This window comes from Dyella sp., assembly GCF_036384435.1.
In the GTDB taxonomy this organism is placed as follows: Bacteria; Pseudomonadota; Gammaproteobacteria; order Xanthomonadales; family Rhodanobacteraceae; genus GSA-30.
The window spans coordinates 1-24,076 of the sequence record NZ_DASVMI010000067.1; the positions used below are offsets into that span (position 1 = coordinate 1).

Consider the following 24,076-nt stretch of genomic DNA (forward strand, 5'->3'; position numbering starts at 1 on the left):
GTGCAACTTGCCGTCGATGAAAAGCAGGGCAGCCGATTCCTCGGGTAAATCCATGGTTACCGCCACTTTGGACAAAATGCCCATCTGGCGCAGGCGATTGGCCACGTCCGTGCCTACGCGCAAACCCTCGGCCAACGGCACCGTCTCGATCGTGACCGGCAGCAGCGCCTTCCAGTAAAGCTTACGCAGCCCCGGCGGCAAGACGTCCTCGAGCTTGCCGTTCTTGTAGACCAGGCCAACCTCATCGCTACCGACGTCAGCAACCACAAAGTGTTCGGAAAACCGGCTACCGGCCATGAGTGCATCAGCATCCGTGCCACCGTACTCCGGGCGCATAACGTTATGCAAAGCCACGACAATCTCGTTGCGTGGGCTGACATAGTGATAAACGCCCGGTGACAACACGCGCTCGGCTCGGCGGTGACGATAAAGCACACCGCGCTCGCCATCGCCGACCACGAACCGCTTGATCCAGAACATGACACATCTCCTTTTTTATTCTGGCAATAAAGATCCTTATATAATCTCGACGGAGCGGATCTTTATTCCGTCGAAACATGGGCAATACCTGCCCACGACGCTGGCCTTGAACAGCCATCGCCCGATTGAATAGGTCGGAAACGCCTGCCGACGCGATGACCGCGAGACCGCCGCGCTCCCCAGGAAGGTTCCATGACACCCGCCCCACGCCGTCCTGTCTGGCGTGGAGCTTCGGTAGATGGACACTCACAGCGGAAGACGACTATCCGGCGACAGCACGCTGACATGTTCGATACGCCACCGTCCCTGGCGGCGGCACCTTGCATGGCACGAGGCGTTTCCTGGTCGAGGCTTTCGCCCCGGTTTTTTCTGGAGTGGGACTCGAACCCACGACTATCGAATAAAGAAATTCGATGCTCTAACCGACTGAGCTATCCAATGGTTCGGCGTACCGGAATCGAACCGGCGACCCACGGCTTTTGCCGACGCTCTAACCGACTGAGCTAACGCCGACTAGAGAACATATCCACACATCAAGACGGTATACGCTGATGGCACCGCCGCGCGTACCGGCTGGGTTTTTGAGCCCAGGCCACTGCCTTGCGCTGATTCATGTCCTCTTATTGCCGGCTGTCTCCAACCGGCAATCCTTTCGCCTTGTAATCGTTCTCGCGCTACTCGCACCGAAGCATCAAGGTGCAGCGCACATGCGCCCGTTGCAGCCGCGCCCCTGCCGCGATCGCGTCCAGGCGACCGGATGCCTCAGGGCGAGATGAAATCCCGGGAACGACCAAGCAAAACGTTTCGATGCACCATGCATCCTCCGCGAACGCCAAAAACAGAAAACCCCCGGTATGGAACCCGAGGGCGTTCGCCTTGCCTCGGGAGATCGGGTGACCGATCTCCACGCATGGATACGGTCGTTCAATCGTCGTCGCGAACTCGTCCGTCGCGCGACACGAAGAAGCCTGGCGCGCACGTAATGTGCGGCTGGCACGGCTTCATGATGTGGGCGATATGCAGGTTCATGGCTCGAAAGTTATTCAGGAAAAGTCGGTCGCGTTGGCGATGGACGCGCACATTACGACGACTTATACCAATACGCAAGCATTTTTTAATTTTTTTCACGGGTTTATTTCCGCGTTTATTCGCCAACCTGGTAACGCTGACGGCACAACCGCGGCTGGATAGGATCTTTACGGCATCAGCACGCAAGCGATTACAACCAGCCTTTTTGACGCGCCAGGCGATAGGCCTCGATGCGATTGGTCACGCCCAGCTTGCCGATCGCCTCGGAAAGATAGTTGCGCACCGTGCCATGCGAGAGATTCAATTGCGTGGCGATATCGTTGGCCGATAGCCCCTCTCCGGCCAAACGCAGCACATGGCGCTCCCGATCGTTGAGCGGATCGGCATCCGACCATGCCTCCAGGGCCAGTTGCGGATCAATCGCTCGGCCACCACGATGCACCGTGCGCAACGCCTCGGCAAGGTTTTCTGCAGGCGCGTCCTTGAGCAGGTAGCCAGAGACGCCCGAGTCCAGTGCACGCCGCAGGAAGCCCGGGCGCGCGAACGTCGTGACAATGATCGTCTTTATTGCCAGTTCCTGGCGTTGGATACGCTGTGCCAGTTCCAGGCCGGTCAGCCCAGGCATCTCGATATCGGTCACGAGCACATCAGGCTTCAGGCGCTGGATTTCGCGCCAGGCCTGCTCGCCATCGGCCGCCGATCCCAGTACATCGATATCAGATTCAAGTTTCAACAGGGCCGACAAGGCCCCACGCACCATCGCCTGGTCTTCGGCGAGCAATACACGAATCATGCGAGGCCCCTGGCTTCATGATGGATGTCGACGGTTGCGCCATCGCCTGATGCTTCATGCATCGATTCAACGAAGTCGCGTGGGGGGATAGGCACGTCGATACACAGTGTCGTACCTTGCCCTTTCGGCGACTGAATGGACAAACGTCCGCCGAGTTTGCGAACTCGCTCACGCATGCCACACAGGCCGTTGCCATCCTCGCCGATATCGCCACGGCCATCGTCGCTCACCTTTACGGACAGGCGATGATCGCGCAACTCAAACGACACCGCCGCCCGACTGGCCTGGGCATGGCGAGAAATATTCGTCGCGGCTTCGCGCAGGATCAACGCGAGTGCGCGCTCGACATCTACGGGTAAGGTCAACGATGGCAGCACGTAGTCCAGGTGTACGCCACCCGACTCCAGCAACAGGCGCGATGACGCCAACTCGGCGGCAAGATCGGTAGCGCGGATTCCCGTGACGGCGGACCTGACTTCAGCCAAGGCATGACGCGCCACGGCCTCTGCATCGGCCATTTCGCGGCGCGCAGCATCGAGATCACGATCAAACAGCTTGCGCGACAGCTCCAGTTTGAGCGTTATCAAAGAAAGCGTATGTCCGAGCAGATCATGCAGATCACGTCCGATGCGCTCCCGTTCCGCGGTCGCGGCAAGGCGACGCACTTCATCATGCGACAGACGCAGTTGGGCATTATGCATTTCATTCATCGACTCGACGTTGACCACCGTCGCCACGATGAACGTCACCATTGGCATGGACACCATCAGTTGCCAAGGGTAACCGGACAAGCCCGCAATGGCGGCATAGCAACCGGTCAACAACAAGATACGAAACATCTGCTTGACGATGCTGACGCCGCGACAGCGCAAAAGCACACAACCAAAAATAAAATAGGTCGTCGAACTGGGATACCAGGGCAACAAGGCAAGCCCCAACGCCACACAGCTCAACGCATACCATTGCGCCTGGCGACGTGCCGCAGCCATGTAGCGCACGTATAGCATCAGGAACACCGGAAAGCTGACGAGCGTCAATAGCATCCACCGCCCTTCGAAGCCGCCACCAAATAGCGGCGTGACGAAGATCCAGCCAGACCACAGCAGATGGATGAAATCAGTCCACGGCGACTTGCCATGCTGGATATTCTCGGCCATCACCGAATCGGGTGCGGGCTTGAGCCAGATACGCAGACGTTCCAGATTCATGCAGGACTCCCCATCCCTTCAATTCGCAGACGACCGTGCCTACGCATCCTGCGCGCGACAATGACCTCAAAAGCACTGCGTGGATCGCCAGTTTCATGTGATGGATACCCACGGCATCCGCCCAGGCCGCTCGCGCCCAAGGCAGACAGGGTCAGATAGTAACCCGGCCGCACTGACGCTTTACCGGCGGGTCTTGCACGCTCGGATACCCATGCCCACGACAGGTTCGTGAAGGCTGGCCGCTCAGCGCAGACGCACAACACTGCGGTCAACTGCACGCCGCGTCGCAACATAAAAAAAGTATGCCGTGGGTGCGCGGCATGCTGCCGTTTTTGATCGTTCCAATAGGCCGGGCTGTCTGCATGCCACGATCCTCCACACCATCGCGCCAGTTCCTTGAAATGCTAGGTGCAGACTGGATTGGCAGTCAGTCGCGAACGTCAGTGCCCACTCATGACAAGCGTCACCCGGGGGTTACGGGCGCGAGAATGGCAGGTTATGCTGGACGTTCGTCGCATCGACAACGCGGTGTCGACATGCCTGCCCGGTTATTTACACGCAAAGCAGGCGCGAGTGGCTCTGGTGATTTCCGATCCCGTCCATTCGTCGTGTAGTCACTTGATAGCCCGGACGGCCTTCGAAGGTAGGGCCGACGCGGACGGAGGAGAAGGAACATGGGTGTGATCGATCAACTGCGCGAGATGCGCGAATTCGGTGGACAGGTACGCACGGCCGGTCTGGATGACGCCACTGTCGAACGCTTCGCTGCCAGCCATCCGGCATTGGCACAGGCGATCGCGGAGGCCGTCACGCGTCATCGCGAGCTGCGCAAGGATCTCGCCGACTTCCTCAAACTCGACGAGGCCGAGCAGTTGCAACAGGCGCAAGCCAGTTTCGTCAACTTCTATCCTGACGATGGAATCAATCCCTACCTGCCTGCCGCCGCGCGCGGTCCGTGGATCGTCACGCTCAAGGGTGCGGTGATCCACGACAACGGCGGCTACGGCATGCTCGGCTTTGGCCACAACGATGAGGCCATTCGCGAGGCGATGAGCGCACCGCAGGTCATGGCGAACGTGATGACGCCGAATATCTCGCAGATGCGCTTCGCCCAAGCCATGGATCGCGAGCTGGGCCGCAATCGCGGCGGCAATCCTTACGCGCGTTATCTTTGCCTCAATTCCGGTTCGGAATCCGTGTCGCTGGCCTGCCGCATCGCCGACGTCAATGCCAAGGCGATGACTGACGCAGGCGGTCGCTATGCCGGTCGTTCGATCAAGCGCCTGGCGGTCAAGGGCGCTTTCCACGGCCGCACAGATCGCCCGGCGCTCTACTCCGATTCCACACGCAAGACCTACCTGCAACATCTGGCCAGCTACCGGCATGAGGATAGCTTGCTGACGGTTGCTCCCTATGACGTGGCTCAACTGGAGGCCGTATTTGCCGACGCCGACAAGCATGGCTGGTTCATCGAAGCCATGTTCCTGGAGCCGGTGATGGGCGAAGGCGATCCGGGTCGGGCCGTTACACCCGAGTTCTACAAGGCTGCCCGCGCACTGACCGAAGCACATGGCAGCTTGCTGCTGGTCGATTCGATCCAGGCAGGCCTGCGCGCCCATGGGGTGCTGTCGATCACCGACTATCCGGGCTTCGAGCAACTGCCGGCTCCCGATATGGAGACCTTCTCCAAGGCGCTCAACGCCGGCCAATATCCGCTGTCGGTACTGGCCGTCGGCGACCGTGCCGCCGGCCTTTATCGCAAGGGCATCTACGGCAATACGATGACTGGCAACCCACGCGCCCTCGATGTCGCCCTCGCCACGCTCGGCCAGTTGACCGATGACGTGCGCAGCAACATCCGCGGGCGTGGCAAGGAATTCGTAGACAAGCTCAACGCCCTCAAGAACGAACTTGGTGGCCTCATCACGAAGGTCCAAGGCACCGGCCTGCTGTTTTCGTGCGAGCTATCGGCCGAGTTCAAGTGCTACGGCGCCGAATCTATCGAGGAATACATGCGCGAACGCGGCATCGGCGTCATCCACGGCGGCGTCAATTCGCTGCGCTTCACGCCGCATTTCAACGTGACCAGCGCCGAAGTCGACCTGGTGGTTGGCGCGGTACGCCACGCGCTGCTGCACGGTCCGCGCAAGATGAAGGAAGCGGACGCGGCTTGAAACCAAGGGGCAAGGAGTGATTGGCGAGGGCACAAGTTCGATGGCCCGCGCCAAAGCCTAAGAATCCCGCTTTCAAGCCGACTTGATCACAGGGGCGCCATCGGATTCTGGCGCCCACGCTACTCCCGCCCCCTCTTTGACGCGACTACGCGGTGAATGGGTAATTCCTACCCCTCTGGCGAAAACCTCCGACAAGCTTAGACTGAGCCCGCCGGCATCCGCCGGTCCACATAGGGAAGGGGTTCCTCATGTCGAAGCGTCTGAGTCTGATCGTTGCCAGCGTCGCCCTGATGTTCGCAGTCTCCTCCGTGCACGCTGCCGACACCAAGCAGCCTACTGCGTCGCAGCAGAAACTGGGCGATTGCGCCAAGCAGAACAAGGGCAAAAAGGGTGACGACTACAAGAACGGCGTCAAGGCTTGCATGTCTGGCAGCACAACCGCTGCCCCAGCCAAGCAGACACCACAGGAAAAGATGAAGAGCTGTAACGTTGATGCCAATGCCAAGGCGTTGAAGGGCGACGACCGCAAGAAGTTCATGAGCGGTTGCCTGAAAGGTTCTTCCTGATCCTTCCTCACCTCGTCCGAGCGCCGCCATCGGATATGGCGGCGCTTTCTTTTTGCCCGTGACCTGCCGCTGCGCCACAATAAGAAAATTATTGCCGCAGGGTTGCCTATGAAAATCGTCGAAGTCCGTCATCCGCTGATTCAGCACAAGCTTGGCCTGATGCGTCGCGCCGGGATCAGCACGAAGGAATTTCGCGAACTGGCCTCCGAAGTGGCGGCCTTGCTCACCTATGAGGCCACCAAGGACCTGGAAACGCTATCCCAGGAAGTGGAGGGCTGGGCCGGTCCCGTGCAGGTGCAGCAAATCAAGGGCAAGAAGATCACCGTGGTGCCAATCCTGCGTGCCGGCCTGGGCATGCTGCCCGGGGTACTGGACATGATTCCCGCAGCCAAGGTCAGCGTGGTCGGCCTGCAACGCGACGAAGAAACACTCAAGCCAGTCACCTACTACGAGAAGCTCAGTGGCCGCATGGACGAACGCATTGCGCTGATCGTCGACCCTATGCTGGCCACAGCCGGCACTCTGGTCGCTACCGTCGACATGCTCAAGGCGGCCGGCTGCAAACGCATCAAGGGCCTGTTCCTGGTGGCCGCTCCCGAGGGCCTGGAGCGCATCGTCGCCGCCCATCCCGACATCGAGATCTATACTGCCTCGATCGACCAGCGCCTCAACGAGCAGGGCTACATCCTCCCTGGCCTGGGTGACGCTGGCGACAAGATCTTCGGCACGAAGCAATTGCCCGTAGGATGACGTCCGGACGCGGGTCAATGCTCCGACTCGCGCAGGGGCAAGACCCGGGGGATTGGGGGGCGGTAGCGGGGGCGCATGATTGGGTTGCCGCAGCCGGCCATGCGGCTCTGCAGCAAAGAGCGCTGTCGGCGCTCTCGGGCTGGTGGGGCTTGCAGCCCACTCCCCGTCTCCCTTCTCCCGGCCCAATCCCGCTGCCCTGCCGTTTGCACATACGCTCAATGCCGGCCAGCCTCCAGAGCCGTGAATTCCTTCGCAAAACTGTCGTAATAAGTTGCTAGCCTCATCTTGATGGGTCCGCCTCGGATCCCAAGTGGGGAGTTACTTGATGGAAGCGAAGTACGTACGGCGCGCCCTCTGGGCTGCGCTGCTAGGGGTTGTGTCGGTTGCCTCCGCGCAGGGCGCCGATCTGAGCATCAGCCAGTTCCGCGTACGCGGCCCGGCGGGCGGTAACGACGAATTCGTCGAATTGTTCAACGGTGGTGCGGCGGCGCTGGATTTGTCCGGCTATAAGCTCAACGCCTCCAATGCCAGTGGCACAACCGGGACGCGCATGACCTTTCCCAGTGGCGCCTCGATCGCACCAGGCTGCCATGTCTTGTTGACCAATAGCGCCAGCGGCGGCTACTCCGGCAGCGTGACCGGTGATTTCAAGTACAGCACGGGCGTCACCGATGACGGCGGCCTCGCCCTGCTCGATGCCAGCGGCCAGATCATCGACCAGGTAGGCCTGTCCACCGGGTCGGCCTATAAGGCAGGCACGCCGCTGATCTCGCTGGGCAGCACCAACGCCGATAAAGGCTACGGCCGCAAGACCAATGCCGCTGGCTTGCCGCAGAACACCGGCGACAATCAGTCTGATTTTGTCTTGGTCTCGCCCACCGCACCCAGCAACAGCGCCAGTTCATGCGCGGTCATGGGGCTGGCCTTGTCCATCGCCGATGCCAATGCCACCGTGCATGGCCCGGCCGATGTCGTCATGCCCTTCAACGTGGCACTCAACCAACCAGCTCCCGCTGGCGGCGTGACCGTTCATGTCGCCACGCATGACGGCACGGCAACTGTCGCCAATGGCGACTACGATGCCGTCGACAATACGCTGACCATCGCCGAGGGACAGACCCAGGCCAGCTTCAATGTGACCGTGCACGGCCGCAGCACAGGCAGCGAAGACAAGGCTTTCCAGGTCAATCTGAGCCAGCCCAGCGGCGACGTGGTGCTCGCACGTGACACCGCCATGGGTGCGATCCTGTATGACATTCCGGTCGCAGCCGAGATCTTCCAGATCCAGGGCCATGATCAGATCTCGCCACTGGTCGGCAAGTCGGTCAAGACCTCGGCCAACATCGTAACCGCCGTAGGGCCGGCTGGCTTCACCATGCAGACGCCCGACGCTCGCGACGACCATGATCCGTTGACTTCCAATGGTATCTACGTATTCACCTCCAACCAGCCGACCGTTGCGGTGGGCGATGTCGTGAACGTCGACGCCCGCGTGGCCAACTACTACAACCTGCCAGAACTGGAGAACGCGACGGTCACCGTGACCGCGCACCATGCGCGCCTCCCGGCCGCGGTGATCTTCGGTGCCAACAAGCCTTCGACCGATCCGAACAAGCTTTCCTGCGGCGCGACCAACTTCCAGTGCTACGTCGGCATGCGCGTGATCATCGAGAACGGCATGATCAACACGGGCAACAAGCGCTTCAGCACCGAACCGTTCGCCGAAGTCAGCATCACGGCCAACGGTAAACGCTCGCTGCGCCAGCCGGGCGTACGCTTTGGCACGGCGGTACCCGATGGCGTAGACCTGCCCAACTGGAGCGGCAATCCGGAAGTGTTCAAGATGAACACCGCCGACTTCGGCGCGGTGCCGGAGAATACCCCGCTTATCGGCGGCAGCAGCTTCCGCGCGGAAGGCATCATCTCCTACGACTTTGGTGCCTATACGTTCATCCCAACCACGTTCAAGATCACCCACGCCGCACCGATGCCGCGCGCAGTGACGCCGACACCGGCATACGCCTTGCGTATCGGCGCGTTCAATACCGAGCGCTTCTGCGACAGTACGTTCGATACTACGTTCACTTGCAGCGGCGACAGCAAGGAACCCACGCCCGATCAGGTGACCCTGAAGACGCAGCGCTTGTCGGCATACATCGGTAGTATCTTGAAGCTGCCCGACGTACTTTCTGTCGAGGAAGTGGAAACCCTGCCGATCCTGCAAGGTCTTGCCACGCAACTCAACGCCGAGAACCACACCAAGTACGTGGCCTACCTGATTCCAGGCCACGACCCGAGCGGCATCAACGTAGGCTTCCTGGTGCGTAGCGACCGTGTTCACGTGCAGTCGGTACGCCAGTTGGCCGCCGACGAAACCTGGGACGACAACGGTAGCACCGCGTTCGTGCATGACCATCCGCCGCTACTGCTCACAGCCGAGTCGCGTGGCGTTCGCTTCCAGGTGATCTCGGTGCACCCCAAGGCACGTACCAACGTCGACAAGGACAACGCCGACGCCGTACGTGATCGCCAGAAGCGCTTCCTGCAAGCACAATCGCTGGCTCGCCAAGTACAGGCCTTGCAGACTGCCGCACCCTGGCAACCGCTGATGGTCGTGGGCGACTTCAACTCCTACCAGTTCAGCGATGGCTGGGTGGACGTGGTCGGCCTGATCTCGGGCAAGTACAAGGACAGCGAGAACCTGCTCAAGTTGGGCAAGAACATCGTGCGTCCGGCCCTCTGGAATGCAGTGGAGTCAGTACCATCGAACGACCGTTACTCGTTCCTGTTCACCGAGAATTTTGGCCAGATCCAGGGTTACACCCAGGCGGGCTCGGGCAACTCCGGTCGCGAAGTACCCACGGTGCAGGTGCTCGATCATGCTTTGCTGAACCAGATGGCCCGCCTTCGCTTTATCCAGATGCAGTACGGCCGCGCCGATCTGGATGCCCCGGTGCAAACCGAGGACGATGCCGCCAGTGCCACCGATTCGACCAAGGCCATCGGCGTTTCCGATCATGACGGCTTCGTGGTGGATCTGTTCGCACCGAGCCTGTTTGGCGATTACGATCGCTACGAGCGTGATCGCAAGAATCACCGCTTCGATCACGACGACCGTGGCGATGACACGCATGGGCATGACGATGGCCACCACGATGACCGTGGCCATGACCAGAGACATGACTGGGGATTCTGATCCGCCACTGTCTTGTTGAACAAAAAACCACGCCCGGTGACGGGCGTGGTTTTTTTCGTATCGCGACATGCCGTGCTTCGCAGGAACGACTTCAATCGCGACATGGTCGCGGCTTGGAGGTTTCAAACTCCGAACCTGCGACTGAATCGCAGGTTGCTTCGCGACTGAAGTCCCTCCTGCCAGGTTATGCAGGTCAGCACGAAGACGATCAAGCCCGAAAACGATCAGTCGCCTCAAGCAGTTCATGGGTAATGCCAGGCTCGAACGCCGAATGTCCAGCGTCCTGCACAATGCGCAAATCCGCCTCCGGCCATGCGCGATGCAAATCCCATGCGCTGCGTATTGGACACACCACATCGTAACGACCTTGCACAATGATCGCGGGAATATGGCGGATGCGATCGACGTTGCGCAGCAACTGGTCGTCGTGCTCGAAGAATCCGCCATTGACGAAATAATGGCATTCGATCCGCGCAAAGGCCAAGGCAAACTCGTCTTCGCCACTGGAGGCGATATGCCCCTCGTCCTGATAAAGGTAACTGGTGGCACCCTCCCAAACTGACCACGCCTGAGCGGCGGCCAGGCGCTGTTTCGGGTCTTCGCTGGTCAAACGGCGGTGATAGGCACTCATAAGGTCGCCACGCTCAACCTCCGGAATGGCATTGAGATAAGTTTCCCAGGCATCTGGATACAGTGCGTCGCAGCCCTTCTGGTAAAACCATTCCAGTTCCCAACGACGCAGCATGAAGATGCCGCGCAAAACGAGCTCGGTCACCTTCTGCGGATGCGTCTGCGCGTAGGCCAGTGCCAAGGTCGAACCCCAGGAGCCACCGAAAACCTGCCAGGCGTCAATACCCAGATGCTCGCGCAGGCGCTCGATATCGTCTACCAAGTCCCAGGTCGAGTTATCGCGCAGTTCTGCATGGGGCGTGGAGCGGCCGCAACCACGCTGGTCGAACAACACGATGCGATAGACCTTGGGATCGAAGAAGCGACGACACTTGCTGTTGGTGCCACCGCCTGGACCGCCATGCAGAAATACCACCGGTTTGCCATGTCGATTACCGCTTTGTTCGTAATACAGGGTATGCAGGCCCGATACCTGCAGCATGCCGCTATCAAACGGCTCGATTTCTGGATAAAGGCTGCGGCGCTTTAGCGACATGAGCGGATCTCCGACTTGATACCAAAGAAAACACGTGGCCAACACCTCACATTAACACGGGCACGATCGCGACGAGGGAACCACATGCCTTTTACAGCTCCTGCACAGAAAGCTGCCTAGGCTCAAACTTATCGCCGCTTCATTTTCGGCGGCCTTATGTAAGGAAAATTCCTCCCATGTCCTCAGCGACCAGCGCGCCCCATATTTCGGCCGCTCCCGCGCATGGCGCCTCCAGCATTTTCGTCATTGGCCTGCTCGCTTCACTGGCGGGATTGATGTTCGGGCTGGATATCGGCGTTATTTCGGGTGCGCAGAGCTTTATCCAAAAAGATTTCCACATCAGCGATCGCACCCTGGAGTGGGTGGTCAGTTCCATGATGGCTGGCGCGGCCATGGGTGCGCTCGGTTGCAGCTGGCTTTCCGCATCCTTGGGCCGCAAGCGCTCGCTGATGCTGGGCGGTATCCTGTTCGTGATCGGATCGCTCGTCTGTGCGCTCGCACCGATGCCGGAAGTCCTGATCGGTGGACGCTTTGTACTGGGCATTGCCATCGGTATCGCCAGCTACACCGCACCGCTATACATCGCGGAGATTGCGCCAGAAGCCACGCGCGGTCGAATGATCTCGACCTATCAATTGATGATCACCACCGGCATTCTGGTGGCATTTCTTTCCGATACGGCGTTCAGCTACCAGGGATCCTGGCGCTGGATGCTGGGCGTCATCGCTATACCAGGAATACTGTTTCTGGTGGGCCTGTTTGCCCTGCCCGACAGCCCGCGTTGGCTGATGATGCGTGGTCAGAAAGAGGAGGCCACCCGGGTATTGATGCGCTTGCGTGGCGATCGACGCTTGGTGGACAAGGAAGTGAGTGAGATCGCCGAGCAGCTGAAAAAGCCACAAGTAGGATTCACGCTGTTCAAGGAGAACAGCCATTTCCGCCGCTCCGTCTGGCTTGGCGTGCTGTTGCAGGCCATGCAGCAGTTCACTGGCATGAACGTGGTGATGTACTACGCGCCGCGCATTTTCCAGGCCATGGGCTATGCCACCGAGGCACAGATGTGGTTCACCGCGCTGGTAGGCCTGACCAACGTGCTGGCCACGCTGATCGCCATGGCCGTGATCGATCGCTGGGGCCGCAAGCCCACTCTCTATACCGGTTTCACGGTGATGGCGATCGGCCTTGGCGTGGTCGGCTTCATGATGATGGGCGGCGCGCCGAAGTCGCATGACATGCAGTTGTTTACCGTAATCATGTTGCTGGTGTTCATCGTTGGATTTGCCATGTCGGCAGGCCCATTGATCTGGACGCTGTGTTCGGAGATCCAGCCTCTGAAAGGTCGCGACTTTGGTATCGCCGCGTCCACCTTCACCAACTGGATCACCAACATGATCGTGGGCGCCACCTTTCTGAGCCTACTCAATGGCCTGGGCACTTCCCAGACATTCTGGCTCTACGGTGGCCTCAACGCGGTGTTTCTGATCCTGACGTTCCTGCTGGTGCCGGAGACCAAGGGCGTAACGCTTGAACACATCGAATCGCGCCTGATGGCCGGCGAGAAACTGCGCGACATCGGTCAATAGCCGGCCCCGACAGTTGGCTCGATTGACGGCTGGCCTGATTGACGATCGACCTGATCAAAGCCCGGCCCCAAGGCCGGGCTTTTTTCATGCGCCAAGTCAGTCGTCGAACAACTTGCCTGGATTGAGCGTACGGTTGGGGTCCAGCACCGCGCGAATACCACGCATCAGGGCGATTTCTTCGTCACTGCGAGTAGAGTGCAGATAGTGCTTCTTTACCAGGCCAATGCCATGTTCGGCAGAAATGCTGCCGCCATGCCGATATAGCGTTTGTGCGAGCAAGGTGGTCACGTGCTCGCACTGAGCGATGAAGTCGGCATCATCCATGTCCTGGGGCTTGAGCACATTGATATGCAGGTTGCCGTCACCTATGTGGCCAAACCACACCACTTCGATATGGGGATATTCACGCGAAAGCAGGGCCTGCATGTCGTGCAGGAACGCAGGAACCGCCGCAATCCGCACCGACACGTCGTTCTTATATGGCTTGTGGCGCGCCAGGCTTTCGGTAATGCCCTCGCGCAGGCGCCATAACGCCGACGCCTGCGCCTCGCTCTGCGCGACGACGCCGTCCACGATCCACCCCTGCTCCATGCCATGCTCGAACGCCGCCAGCGCCGCATCGGTCGCCGCTTCGTCGTTGGCATCGAATTCGGTCACCACGTAATAGGGGTAGTCACCCTCGATGGCACGCTGCGCGCCATGCGCCAGCACGTGCTTCTGCGCCACATCGGTGAAGAATTCAAAAGCCTGCAACGAAAGACGCGAACGAAACAGGGAGAACACCTGCATCAATGCTTCCATGTCCGGCAAGGCCAGCAGCATGGTCTGCGAAGGCGGCGGCGGTTCGGCGAGCTTGAGCGTGGCCTCGACCACGACGCCGAGCGTCCCTTCCGCACCAATCAACAGATGACGTAAATCGTAGCCACTGGAGTTCTTCACCAATGCCCGATTGAGGTCGAGCAATTTGCCGGTAGCGGTGACCACCTTGAGGCCGGCAATCCATTCGCGCGTATTGCCATAGCGGATCACGCGAATGCCACCGGCGTTGGTGGCGATGTTTCCCCCAATGGAGCAAGAGCCACGGGCGGCGAAATCCACCGGATAGATCAGGCCATGCTCGCGAGCAGCATCGTGCACTGCCTGCAAGCTGATTCCGGGCTGCACGGTCAGGGTGCGATCGACCGGATCAAAACCCAGGACGCGGTTCATGCGTTCCAGGCTCAGCACCAGTTCGCCATGCGCCGCCACGGCACCACCAGACAGCCCGGTGCGCCCTCCGGAGGGCACCACCGCCACGCGATGCCGGTTGGCCCAGGTCAGGACCGCGCAGACATCATCGATCTGGGCAGGGAGCGCGATGGCCAGGGGTGCCGGTGTCCAGCGGCGAGTCCAATCCCGGCCGTAGTGCTCCAGGTCACCCGGCTCGGTCAGCAGGCGTAGATCCGGGCAGGTCGCGGCCAGTTCGGCCAGGCGGATATCGGTGAAGGCAGATAGTGTGGGCATGTCCGCAGCCTGCCAGCGCCGAAGCGTCAGGTCCAGTGTTGCGGCGCCGCAAACGCCTGGACATCTGGCATAGTGGACCGGTTCCTTCCTGTCACGCCAAGGTCATGAAGACATCGTTTCCCAAACAAGACATCAAGGTGCTCCTGCTCGAGGGCGTCAGCCGCAGCGCCGTGGAGAGTTTCCGGCACGCCGGTTATAGCCAGATCGAATACCACGAGAAGTCGCTGCCAGAAGACGAACTGAAGGCGCGCATCGCCGAGTCGCATATCGTCGGCATCCGCTCCCGGACCCACCTGACCGCCGACGTGCTGGCCCATGCCAAGCGACTGATCGCGGTGGGCTGCTTCTGCATCGGCACCAACCAGGTGGATCTGGAAGCGGCCAAGACCCTGGGTATCCCGGTCTTCAACGCGCCCTATTCCAACACCCGCAGCGTGGCCGAGTTGGTTATCGCAGAGACCATCATGCTGCTGCGTGGCATTCCGCAGAAAAATGCCTTGTGCCACCGCGGTGGCTGGACCAAGTCCGCAGCCGGCAGCTTCGAGGTGCGTGACAAGGTGCTGGGGATCGTCGGCTATGGCCATATCGGCACGCAGGTTGGCGTGCTGGCCGAAAGCCTGGGCATGCGGGTCATCTTCCATGACATCGAATCGAAACTGTCCCTGGGCAATGCCCGCGCCGCCGCCAGCCTGGATGACCTGCTCGAACGCGCCGACGTCGTCACCCTGCACGTACCGGAAACGCCCTCGACCCGGTTGATGGTGGGCGCAACCGAGCTGGGCAAGATGCGCAAGGGCGCCGTGCTGATCAATGCCTCGCGTGGCACGGTGGTCGATATCGACGCGCTGGCCGAGTCGCTGCGCACCAATCACCTGGCGGGTGCGGCGGTGGATGTCTTCCCGGTAGAGCCCAAGGGCAATGACGATCCTTTCGTCTCTCCGCTGGTAGGCATGGACAACGTCATCCTGACCCCGCACATCGGCGGCAGTACCCTGGAAGCCCAGGACAATATCGGCATCGAAGTGGCCGCCAAGCTGGTGCGCTACAGCGATAACGGTTCCACCTTGTCGGCTGTGAACTTCCCCGAAGTTTCCCTGCCTGAACATCCACGCAGCCGTCGCCTGCTGCACATTCATCGCAATGTGCCCGGCGTGCTTTCGCGCATCAACGAACTGTTCTCTTCAGGCAATATCAATATTGACGCACAGTTCCTGCAAACCGACCCCCAGTTGGGCTACGTGGTAATCGACGTATCCGCCGACGAAGCCCAGGCCGCGGCGTTGAAGGAAAGACTGGGAGAAATTCCCGGGACGCTGCGCAGCCGCGTGCTTTACTGATATCGGCAGGCTGCACGCTGCCACGGTGTGCGTGCAGCCCGCATGGATACGTGTTTCTGGCCAAGCTAGCTTACTTGGCTGGAGCATGCGAACTACGGTGATTCGCCGTATGGGCCGATATTGGCCTGATGAACGGCCACTTAGCTTCCTGGCTCCCCAAAAAAAATCAGGAGCGCGAAGCCATAACAACGAAGCACCACGATATCCGCAGGAGCGCGATCCGAAGTCTTCTAGCGGCATCGATGGCTACAGCGCTCACGCCAGGCACCGTCGCGGCGGCGCACGCTGAAAGAGAGCCGGTGAGAATACCTATCCAGGAACTCACGCCAACTCATCGCGCGGAACTTGAAACCATGCTGACAAATGAACTACAGCGCGTAGTACGAGGAAGGTTTCGGGAAGTCCGTGGCGCCTAGAATTACTTCAAGGGCTTTCCGCAATTTGCGCTGACAAAAAAGGTCGAGTTTGCCGACTGTCCGCCTGGCGCCATCTGCACAGGTAGCGAGATGGCGATAACTGAACCAGTTGACTCGCCATTGATGGACTGGATCAGTTGCGATGTAGCGCAGCCCGTATCAGCGAGACTCAGAACGACGCTGACGGATATAGACGGCGTAGCAGCTTCTGCTGAGCATACTGTCACGTGCAACCCCTCCGGCGCATCGTTGGGGTCCAAAACCATGGACATCATATCTGCCCTATAAGGCTTGCGTCGCAGGCATTAATACGAAAAACGGCGCTCAGAAGCGCCGTTTTTTCTCGTATACCACCGAATTGGTCGGGGCGGCCGGATTCGAACCGACGACCCTTTGCCCCCCAGGCAAATGCGCTACCAGGCTGCGCTACGCCCCGACTTACGGCAGATTGGCGAGTTTAGCAGCTGGGGCTGCTATTGGGAAAGGCTTTGGTGTAGGGGAATCTGCTGGCGCGTTGTGGGAGCCGCCGGTTGAATCGCTGCAATCTTGATGGCGCAGCGACCTTCAATCCGGCCATAGATTGAAGAATTGACTTCTGAAGCCCCAAATCCCCGAGCCGCGACCACGTCGCAGCTCGCTTTTCGCGACTGAAGTAGCTCTTAACGGCGCAGGAGAGCGAGGACTTCTTCTAGTTCCATGCGAACCTGGCGCACGATCTGGTGCGACATGCTCGCTTCCATCCGGGCCTGGGGGCCTTCCAGGCGGGCACGCGCACCCGTGATAGTGAAGCCTTCGTCGTAGAGCAACGAACGGATCTGGCGGATCATCAAGACGTCGTGGCGCTGGTAATAGCGGCGGTTGCCGCGGCGCTTCACCGGGTTCAAGGCAGGAAATTCCTGCTCCCAGTAGCGCAGGACATGAGGCTTCACACCGCACAGGTCGCTGACTTCACCGATGGTGAAGTAGCGCTTGGCCGGAATGGCTGGCAGTTCGGTGTTATTCCCTTGGTCCAGCATAACCCTCGACTCGTACCTTGAGTTTCTGACCCGGACGGAACGTCACCACACGACGCGCGGAGATCGGAATCTCCTCACCCGTCTTGGGGTTGCGGCCCGGCCGCTGGTTCTTCTGCCGCAGGTCAAAATTGCCGAAACCCGACAACTTGACCTGCTCGCCACCTTCCAATGCCTCGCGAATGACCTCGAAGTAGGCGTCCACGAATTCCTTCGCTTCACGCTTGTTGAGGCCCACCTCGAGAAAAAGGCGCTCTGCCATTTCCGCCTTGGTCAGCGCCATGTCATCCTCGCAATCTTGCCTTGCATGCTGTCTCCAATGCCGATACCGCGTCCCCTACGCATTGGTCGGCATCATTGTCGGTAAGGGTGCGTGAAGCGTCCTGCAAAATCAAGCCCATAGCGAGACTTTTCCGCCCTGCCTCCACACCTTTGCCGCTGTATCTGTCAAATAGCGTCAACTCCTTGAGACGGTCTCCCAAGGCTTCCCTGACAGCCTTTTCAACCATGGCCCAAGTGACATCGTCCGGCACGTCCACGGCTATGTCACGCCGGACAGACGGGAAGCGAGGCACCGGCACCGCCGATGGCAGGCGGCGGCTCAGCAGCGGCTCCAGGGCCAGCTCCAGCACGTGGACGTCAGGCCCAAGATCCAGGGCCTTGGCGACCTGGGGATGGACCGCTCCGAAATAACCGGCGGTCTGGCCATCGAAACTCACCCGGGCGGCACGCCCCGGGTGCAGCCAGGCTGGCAGGCCATCAACATGCACTGCCCAGCGACGCGGCTCGCCGCCCCAGGTGATGATGGCATCCAGGTCACCCTTGAGATCATAGAAATCGAAGTCTCGCCGAATCTCGCCCCACTGCTCAGCATGCGCCTGGCCGCAGGCAACCACAGCCAAGGTAGGTGTTTCGACCGGCGGATTGCCCGCGACAAAGCGACGTCCCAGCTCGAACAAGCGCACGCGGCCCTGCTGGCGCGCGCGGTTATGCGACAGCGCCTCGATCAAACCAGGCAATAAGGACGGCCGCATGACGGCAAGATCAGCCGAGAGCGGATTGGCCAGTGGCACCAGGTTGTCCTTGAAGCCCCAGCGATCAAGCAGGTCGGCCCCCACGAAGGCCAGGTTTACCGCTTCGTAGTAACCACGCGCGGCCAGTTGCTCACGCAAGGCCAGTTCGCCGATACGCGCCTCGGGCTCGGTCGCCAGGGTCAACGCACCTGCAGGCGTGTGCGTGGGAATGTTGTCGTAACCGAAGATGCGCGCGACCTCCTCGATGAGGTCTTCCTCGCGCTCGATATCGAAGCGACTGCTCGGCGCCGTGACCTGCCAGCCATCGGTCATTGCCGCCACCTGCATACCCAGCGCCGTGAAGATGCGCTGCACTTCGCTATCGGCCACCTCTACACCGAGCACGCGACGCAGGCGTGCGCGACGCAGCAACACGTTTGCAGGCCGGGGGAGATCGGCCAGGTGTTCGGCCACCTGCACCGGGCCTGCCTTGCCGCCGGCGATGGCAAGTAGCAGTTCAGTTGCACGCTCAAGTGCGCGACGGGGCAGTTCAGGGTCCACGCCACGCTCGAAGCGATGCGAAGCGTCAGTATGCATGCCCAGTTTACGCGCGCGCCCCATGATCGCGGCAGGCGCAAAATGCGCGGCCTCGAAAAAGATGTTGCGGGTGGTCTCGGTAACCCGCGAGTCATAGCCGCCCATCACGCCGGCCACGGCCAACGCTTTGTGCTCATCGGCAATCAGCACAAATCCGGAATCGACCTTGGCCTCGCTACCGTCGAGCAGCTTGACCACTTCGTTGTCGCGGCCATGGCGAACGACGATGTCGCCTTCAAGCTTGTCGTTGTCGAAAGCATGCAGCGGCTGGCCCAGCTCAAGCATCACGTAATTGGTGATGTCCACTACCGGGCTAATCGAGCGCAGTCCCGAACGGCGTAAACGCTCGACCAGCCACAACGGTGACTTCGCGGCCATATCGATGCCTTCGATGACCCGACCGAGATAACGCGGCGCATCCATGCCCGCCTCGAGGCGAATGCCACGCGTCGCCGCGCTGGTGACCGCTGCCGCCGGCTGTTCGGACACCTTGACATGACTACCGAAGAGCGCAGCTACATCGTGTGCGAGGCCAACCAGGCCCAGGCAGTCAGGACGATTGGGCGTCAACTTCAACTCGAAGGCGGCGTCGGGCAGACCCAGGTAGTCGGTCAACGACTTGCCCACCGGGGCATCGAGCGGGAGCTCGAGCAGGCCGGACGCATCGTTGTCCAGGCCCAGTTCCTTGGCCGAACACAGCATGCCGAACGATTCGACTCCGCGGAGCTTGGCTGCCTTGATGGCCATGCCGCCAGGCAGGCTTGCGCCCACGGTGGCGAGCGGCACCTTGATGCCCACACGGGCATTCGCAGCGCCGCAAACGATTTGCAACGGCTCGCCCTGCCCCGCATCGACCTTGCAGACCTGCAGCCGATCGGCTTCAGGATGCTTTTCAGCCGATACAATTTCTGCCACGACCACACCAGACAGTTGCTCGCCCAGCACGGTCAGTTCCTCGACCTCAAGGCCGGCCATGGTCAGCGCATGCGCCAACGCGGCACGGTCCGCCTTGATCTCGACCAGCTCGCGCAGCCAGTTTTCGGAGAATTTCATAGGTTCGGGACTCGGTTTGAAAGCCGGCGATATGGAAACGTCATGATTCGATTCCGACGATGATCGGAACCCGGACCCGGACATCGCAACCGGCCATGCATCGCGCTTTGGCCGAATCCCGAGTCCTGAAAGTCCCGAGTACCGAAGAAAAAATCAAGCAAACTGCTTCAAGAACCGTAGATCGTTCTCGAAAAACGCCCGCAGGTCCGACACGCCGTAACGCAGCATGGCAAAGCGCTCGACGCCCAGGCCGAAAGCAAAACCGGTATAACGCTCCGGATCGATGCCGCAGTTCTTCAGCACATTCGGATGCACCATGCCGCAGCCGAGCACTTCGAGCCAACGCGTCGACCCATCAGCCGCATCCCAACGGATGTCCACTTCGGCAGACGGTTCGGTGAAAGGAAAATAGCTTGGACGGAAGCGCATCTCGAAGTCGCGCTCGAAGAATGCGCGAATGAACTCGGCCAGCGTACCCTTCAAGTCGGCAAAGCTGGAGGTTTCATCGACCAGCAGGCCCTCGATCTGATGGAACATCGGCGAGTGCGTCTGATCAGAATCGCTGCGATAGACCTTGCCTGGCGCGATGATGCGGATAGGCGGCTGGCGGCCCTGCATCGAGCGTATCTGCACCGGCGAGGTGTGCGTGCGCAGCAGGCGACCATCGCCGAAGTAAAAAGTATCATGCATGGCGCGCGCCGGATGATGCGGCGGAAAGTTCAGCGCCTCGAAGTTGTGCCAGTCATCCTCGATCTCCGGGCCATCAGCCCGCTGGTACCCCAACCGGGCAAAGATCGCAGCGATACGCTCAAGCGCCCGGGTAATGGGATGGATGCCACCACGGTCGCCATCACGACCGGGCAGTGAGATGTCCAGGCGTTCCGATGCCAGGCGGCGATCCAGCTCAGCCTGTTCCAGTGCTGCCTTGCGTGCGGCCAGAGCATTGGTCAGCCGCTCCTTGACACGGTTGACCTCAGCGCCACGAGTCTTCTTTTCTTCTGGCGGCAGGCTACCCAATGTCTTGAGCGTAGCGGTGACGATACCGTTCTTGCCGAGCAGGCTCACACGCAGCGCATCGAGCGCATCGAGCGTATCGGCCCTGTCGATATCCGCCAGCGCCTGCGCGGCGCACGAGTCCAGATCGTCCATCGATGCCATTCCGAAAAAGTTCCACAGAAACGAAAACGGGGAGGAGGCGTTTTGGCCTCCTCCCCGCTTGATTTACATCATATCGTCAGCGCGATGCGCTTGTGACGATCAAGCGGCCAGACTGGCCTTCGCCTTTTCAGCGATCGCGCCAAACGCCTTGATGTCATGCACGGCAATATCAGCCAGCACCTTGCGATCGACCGTGATGCCGGCCTTGGCCAAGCCGTTGATCAGGCGGCTGTAGGACAGACCGAACTGACGAGCGGCGGCATTGATACGAACGATCCACAGTGCGCGGAACTGACGCTTGCGCTGCTTGCGGCCGATATAGGCGTACTGACCCGCCTTGATGACGGCCTGGTTAGCAACGCGGAAGACCTTACGACGTGCGTTGTAATAGCCCTTCGCGCGGCCAATGATCTTCTTGTGACGACGACGGGCGGTAACGCCACGCTTTACACGAGCCATGGTGGTTTCCTCCTCGCCTTAAAGGTACGGCAACATGCGTGCTACACCCTTGGTGTCGCAAGCCTTGACGTGATTGGTGGCGCGCAGATTGCGCTTACGCTTGGTCGACTTCTTCGTCAGGATATGCGACTTGAAGGCGTGACCGGCCTTGAACTTGCCGGAAGCGGTCTTGCGAAAACGCTTCGCCGCCGCCCGGTTGGTCTTGATCTTGGGCATGGGAATGCTCCGTATTCAAAGTTTCTGACTGATCTGGCGGCAGCTCTCAGCGAGCCACGCTTTCCGTCCTGCCATGATCGGTTCACGACCCTTCCGTGTGGGCCGAACCGCCGATTGTACGTGGACTCGGCGGGAAATGATAGGGGAGGCCGGCGACCAGCCCCTACCTCATTTGCTATGCCCCGTCGCCCCGTCTTTACTGGCCGCCGACTTCGCCGAAGCGGTTGGGGAAATCGGGTGCTGGACGTATCGCTGGAAGGAGACCCGAGGCCCCACCCTTTCCTGCAGCCAGCCCGGGAATGGCGAACGTACGACTTCGTGCGGCGCGGTTTTACCCGATGGCACGGCAGGGTCGTGTCCGCCTAGTCCGTTACTGCTTTTTCTTGGGACCGATCATCATGACCATCTGGCGCCCTTCCAGACGAGGAAAGGACTCGATCTGGCCATTCTCGCCCACGTCTGTCTGGATCCGCTTGGCCAGCTCCTGGCCCAGATCCTGATGGGACATTTCGCGACCGCGGAAGCGAATGGTCACCTTGACCTTGTCGCCCTCCTCAAGGAAGCGAAGCATATTGCGTAGCTTGATCTGGTAGTCGCCCACATCCGTGACCGGACGGAACTTGACTTCCTTGATCTCGACCTGCTTCTGCTTCTTCTTGGCAGCCTGGGCCTTCTTCTGGGCTTCGAACTTGAACTTGCCGTAGTCCATGATGCGGCAGACCGGCGGGTCGCCATTAGGCTGGATTTCGACGAGATCCAAGCCCGCTTCCTCGGCAGCTCGCAGCGCCTCGTCGCGGGAAAGAATGCCCAACTGCTCCGAATCCGGCCCGATTACGCGTACCCGGGGCACACGGATTTCATGGTTACGGCGGTTGCCCTTAGTTTCTGTGGTGGCGATACCACTATCCTCCAGAAGATGTTTTCAATCGGCCGTACGAAGCATCAGCGCCCCGTCTCGGCCTCCAGGCGCTCGATGAAGGCGGCCAGCGGCATGCTGCCCAGGTCTTCGCCGGAACGCGTACGCACGGAAACGGCTCCCGCTTCCTTCTCGCGATCACCTATCACGAGCATGTAGGGAACTTTCTGCAGCGTATGTTCCCGGATTTTATAACCGACCTTTTCGTTGCGCAAATCCGCCCGCACCCGGAAACCTTTTCCGACAAGGGTTTGCGCCACTTCACGGACGTAATCGGCCTGGGCGTCGGTAATCGAGAAGACCTGGGCCTGAACAGGAGCCAGCCAGGCCGGCAGGTTACCGGCATGATGCTCGATCAGGATACCAATGAAACGCTCCATGGACCCGACGATGGCCCGATGCAGCATGATAGGCCGGCGGCGCTGGCTATGCTCATCCACATACTCGGCTCCCAGGCGCTCAGGCATCATGGGATCGACCTGCATAGTACCTACCTGCCATGAGCGGCCGATGGAGTCGGTCATATGGTATTCGATCTTGGGACCGTAGAACGCGCCCTCGCCGGGCAGTTCCTCCCACGGCACGCCCACGGCACGCAGGGCCGCCCGCAGGGCTTCCTCCGAGCGATCCCACAGCTCCTCGCTGCCGATACGCTTGTCCGGGCGCAACGCGATCTTCACCGCGATGTTCTCGAAGCCGAAGTCCGAATACACTTTCATGGCCTGCTGGTGGAATGCCGTGACTTCCGCTTCCACCTGCTCTTCGGTGCAGAAAATGTGGCCGTCGTCCTGGGTAAAGGCACGCACGCGCATGATGCCGTGCAGCGCGCCCGAGGGCTCGTTGCGATGGCAGCCTCCGAATTCGCCGTAGCGAATGGGCAGGTCGCGATAGCTGTGCAGGCCGGTGTTATAGATCTGCACGTGGCCGGGGCAATTCATCGGCTTGAGCGCATAGGTGCGCTTCTCCGACTCGGTGAAAAACATGTTTTCCTGATAGTTGTCCCAGTGGCCAGACTTCTTCCACAAGCTGACATCCATGATCTGAGGACCACGCACTTCCTGATATCCGCTGGCACGGTACACCCCGCGCACATACTGCTCCACGGCCTGCCAGATAGCCCAGCCGTTGGGATGCCAGAACACCATGCCCGGCGCTTCTTCCTGCTGGTGAAACAGGTCCAACGCCTTCCCTATCTTGCGGTGGTCGCGCTTCTCGGCTTCCTCCAGCTGATGCAGGTAGGCCTTGAGGTCCTTGTCGTTAAGCCAGGAAGTGCCATAGATTCGCGTCAGCATCGCGTTGTTGGAATCACCGCGCCAATAGGCGCCGGCTACCTTCATCAGCTTGAATGCCCGCAACTTGCCGGTATTGGGCACATGCGGGCCACGGCACAGGTCCGTGAACTCGCCCTGGGAATACAGCGACAGCTCTTCGTTGGACGGAATGCTCTGGAT

18 protein-coding genes, 3 tRNA genes and 1 pseudogene are annotated in these 24,076 nt (G+C 60.3%); 6 read left to right on the top strand and 16 right to left on the bottom strand.

The features are described 5' to 3' along the window. From VF436_RS05975 to VF436_RS05995, 5 genes and pseudogenes are all read right to left on the bottom strand, one after another. Positions 1-480 (bottom strand): annotated as a pseudogene (locus VF436_RS05975) (slipin family protein); the annotation flags it as partial. A gap of 370 nt (positions 481-850) precedes the next feature. Continuing rightward, a tRNA-Arg gene (locus VF436_RS05980) sits at positions 851-917 on the bottom strand. Positions 918-919: 2 nt separating this feature from the next. Then, positions 920-993: transfer RNA gene (locus tag VF436_RS05985), tRNA-OTHER, on the bottom strand. Between the two features lie 706 nt (positions 994-1,699). Beyond that, positions 1,700-2,302: a response regulator transcription factor gene (locus VF436_RS05990; RefSeq protein WP_330903100.1), complete on the bottom strand. Its 603-nt coding sequence runs from the start codon at positions 2,300-2,302 to the stop codon at positions 1,700-1,702. Next, entirely contained in the window at positions 2,299-3,510 is a 1,212-nt protein-coding gene (locus tag VF436_RS05995) for a sensor histidine kinase (RefSeq protein ID WP_330903101.1), read from the bottom strand. The genes VF436_RS05990 and VF436_RS05995 overlap by 4 nt, the downstream gene beginning before the upstream one ends. A 674-nt stretch (positions 3,511-4,184) precedes the next feature. Here VF436_RS05995 and VF436_RS06000 point away from each other — a divergent pair. The 4 genes from VF436_RS06000 to VF436_RS06015 all read left to right on the top strand — a co-directional run bounded on the left by VF436_RS06000 (position 4,185) and on the right by VF436_RS06015 (position 10,196). Next, the gene (locus tag VF436_RS06000; RefSeq protein WP_330903102.1) at positions 4,185-5,684 is read left to right on the top strand and encodes an aminotransferase class III-fold pyridoxal phosphate-dependent enzyme; all 1,500 of its coding nucleotides are present in this window, start codon (positions 4,185-4,187) and stop codon (positions 5,682-5,684) included. A gap of 248 nt (positions 5,685-5,932) precedes the next feature. Continuing rightward, positions 5,933-6,250 carry a PsiF family protein gene (locus VF436_RS06005; RefSeq protein WP_330903103.1) on the top strand — a complete coding sequence of 106 codons (318 nt, stop codon included), beginning with the start codon at positions 5,933-5,935 and terminating at the stop codon, positions 6,248-6,250. A gap of 108 nt (positions 6,251-6,358) precedes the next feature. Further along, the gene (gene upp / locus VF436_RS06010; RefSeq protein WP_330903104.1) at positions 6,359-7,000 is read left to right on the top strand and encodes a uracil phosphoribosyltransferase; all 642 of its coding nucleotides are present in this window, start codon (positions 6,359-6,361) and stop codon (positions 6,998-7,000) included. Between the two features lie 325 nt (positions 7,001-7,325). After that, the gene (locus tag VF436_RS06015; RefSeq protein WP_330903105.1) at positions 7,326-10,196 is read left to right on the top strand and encodes a lamin tail domain-containing protein; all 2,871 of its coding nucleotides are present in this window, start codon (positions 7,326-7,328) and stop codon (positions 10,194-10,196) included. 208 nt (positions 10,197-10,404) lie between these two features. On the opposite strand, the gene pip is transcribed toward VF436_RS06015, so the two are convergent. Beyond that, entirely contained in the window at positions 10,405-11,361 is a 957-nt protein-coding gene (gene pip, locus VF436_RS06020; RefSeq protein WP_330903106.1) for a prolyl aminopeptidase, read from the bottom strand. A gap of 176 nt (positions 11,362-11,537) precedes the next feature. Between pip and VF436_RS06025 the strand changes: the two genes are divergently transcribed. Next, positions 11,538-12,944 (top strand): sugar porter family MFS transporter, encoded by a 1,407-nt coding sequence (locus VF436_RS06025; protein WP_330903107.1) that lies wholly within the window; start codon positions 11,538-11,540, stop codon positions 12,942-12,944. Positions 12,945-13,040: 96 nt separating this feature from the next. On the opposite strand, the gene VF436_RS06030 is transcribed toward VF436_RS06025, so the two are convergent. Next, complete coding sequence (locus VF436_RS06030) at positions 13,041-14,447, bottom strand: FAD-binding oxidoreductase (protein WP_330903108.1); 1,407 nt, start codon at positions 14,445-14,447, stop codon at positions 13,041-13,043. A 104-nt stretch (positions 14,448-14,551) separates the two neighbouring features. On the opposite strand from VF436_RS06030, the gene serA reads away from it, so the two are divergent. Continuing rightward, entirely contained in the window at positions 14,552-15,784 is a 1,233-nt protein-coding gene (serA, locus tag VF436_RS06035) for a phosphoglycerate dehydrogenase (RefSeq protein ID WP_330903109.1), read from the top strand. A gap of 775 nt (positions 15,785-16,559) precedes the next feature. Here the strand turns inward: serA and VF436_RS06040 are convergent. From VF436_RS06040 to thrS, 9 genes are all read right to left on the bottom strand, one after another. Then, positions 16,560-16,636 (bottom strand) — tRNA-Pro (locus VF436_RS06040). A gap of 223 nt (positions 16,637-16,859) precedes the next feature. Then, entirely contained in the window at positions 16,860-17,216 is a 357-nt protein-coding gene (locus tag VF436_RS06045; protein WP_115477489.1) for a MerR family transcriptional regulator, read from the bottom strand. Beyond that, a complete protein-coding gene (gene ihfA, locus VF436_RS06050; RefSeq protein ID WP_281852333.1) occupies positions 17,197-17,496 on the bottom strand; it encodes an integration host factor subunit alpha in 300 nt (99 codons plus the stop codon). The genes VF436_RS06045 and ihfA overlap by 20 nt, the downstream gene beginning before the upstream one ends. Position 17,497: 1 nt before the next feature. Next, the gene (gene pheT / locus VF436_RS06055) at positions 17,498-19,876 is read right to left on the bottom strand and encodes a phenylalanine--tRNA ligase subunit beta (RefSeq protein WP_330903110.1); all 2,379 of its coding nucleotides are present in this window, start codon (positions 19,874-19,876) and stop codon (positions 17,498-17,500) included. 153 nt (positions 19,877-20,029) lie between these two features. Next, positions 20,030-21,025: a phenylalanine--tRNA ligase subunit alpha gene (gene pheS, locus VF436_RS06060; protein WP_330903111.1), complete on the bottom strand. Its 996-nt coding sequence runs from the start codon at positions 21,023-21,025 to the stop codon at positions 20,030-20,032. Between the two features lie 108 nt (positions 21,026-21,133). Then, a complete protein-coding gene (rplT, locus tag VF436_RS06065) occupies positions 21,134-21,493 on the bottom strand; it encodes a 50S ribosomal protein L20 (protein WP_017463630.1) in 360 nt (119 codons plus the stop codon). Positions 21,494-21,511: 18 nt separating this feature from the next. After that, entirely contained in the window at positions 21,512-21,709 is a 198-nt protein-coding gene (gene rpmI, locus VF436_RS06070; protein ID WP_019467379.1) for a 50S ribosomal protein L35, read from the bottom strand. Positions 21,710-22,079: 370 nt separating this feature from the next. Next, positions 22,080-22,607, bottom strand: coding sequence for a translation initiation factor IF-3 (gene infC, locus VF436_RS06075; protein ID WP_330903113.1), 528 nt, complete (start codon positions 22,605-22,607; stop codon positions 22,080-22,082). 44 nt (positions 22,608-22,651) lie between these two features. Further along, on the bottom strand, positions 22,652-24,076 hold a 1,425-nt coding region (thrS, locus tag VF436_RS06080; RefSeq protein WP_330903112.1), incomplete at its 5' end, for a threonine--tRNA ligase.

What these genes read in the sequence shown, in the direction of transcription:
- VF436_RS06030 (WP_330903108.1), bottom strand. Translation starts at nt 14,447, where the DNA reads ATGCCCACACTATCTGCCTTCACCGATATCCGCCTGGCCGAACTGGCC.
- rplT (WP_017463630.1), bottom strand. Translation starts at nt 21,493, where the DNA reads ATGGCTCGTGTAAAGCGTGGCGTTACCGCCCGTCGTCGTCACAAGAAG.
- pip (WP_330903106.1), bottom strand. Translation starts at nt 11,361, where the DNA reads ATGTCGCTAAAGCGCCGCAGCCTTTATCCAGAAATCGAGCCGTTTGAT.
- ihfA (WP_281852333.1), bottom strand. Translation starts at nt 17,496, where the DNA reads ATGGCGCTGACCAAGGCGGAAATGGCAGAGCGCCTTTTTCTCGAGGTG.
- pheT (WP_330903110.1), bottom strand. Translation starts at nt 19,876, where the DNA reads ATGAAATTCTCCGAAAACTGGCTGCGCGAGCTGGTCGAGATCAAGGCG.
- serA (WP_330903109.1), top strand. Translation starts at nt 14,552, where the DNA reads ATGAAGACATCGTTTCCCAAACAAGACATCAAGGTGCTCCTGCTCGAG.
- pheS (WP_330903111.1), bottom strand. Translation starts at nt 21,025, where the DNA reads ATGGACGATCTGGACTCGTGCGCCGCGCAGGCGCTGGCGGATATCGAC.
- VF436_RS06025 (WP_330903107.1), top strand. Translation starts at nt 11,538, where the DNA reads ATGTCCTCAGCGACCAGCGCGCCCCATATTTCGGCCGCTCCCGCGCAT.
- VF436_RS06005 (WP_330903103.1), top strand. Translation starts at nt 5,933, where the DNA reads ATGTCGAAGCGTCTGAGTCTGATCGTTGCCAGCGTCGCCCTGATGTTC.
- rpmI (WP_019467379.1), bottom strand. Translation starts at nt 21,709, where the DNA reads ATGCCCAAGATCAAGACCAACCGGGCGGCGGCGAAGCGTTTTCGCAAG.
- upp (WP_330903104.1), top strand. Translation starts at nt 6,359, where the DNA reads ATGAAAATCGTCGAAGTCCGTCATCCGCTGATTCAGCACAAGCTTGGC.
- VF436_RS06000 (WP_330903102.1), top strand. Translation starts at nt 4,185, where the DNA reads ATGGGTGTGATCGATCAACTGCGCGAGATGCGCGAATTCGGTGGACAG.
- VF436_RS05990 (WP_330903100.1), bottom strand. Translation starts at nt 2,302, where the DNA reads ATGATTCGTGTATTGCTCGCCGAAGACCAGGCGATGGTGCGTGGGGCC.
- VF436_RS06015 (WP_330903105.1), top strand. Translation starts at nt 7,326, where the DNA reads ATGGAAGCGAAGTACGTACGGCGCGCCCTCTGGGCTGCGCTGCTAGGG.
- VF436_RS06045 (WP_115477489.1), bottom strand. Translation starts at nt 17,216, where the DNA reads ATGCTGGACCAAGGGAATAACACCGAACTGCCAGCCATTCCGGCCAAG.
- VF436_RS05995 (WP_330903101.1), bottom strand. Translation starts at nt 3,510, where the DNA reads ATGAATCTGGAACGTCTGCGTATCTGGCTCAAGCCCGCACCCGATTCG.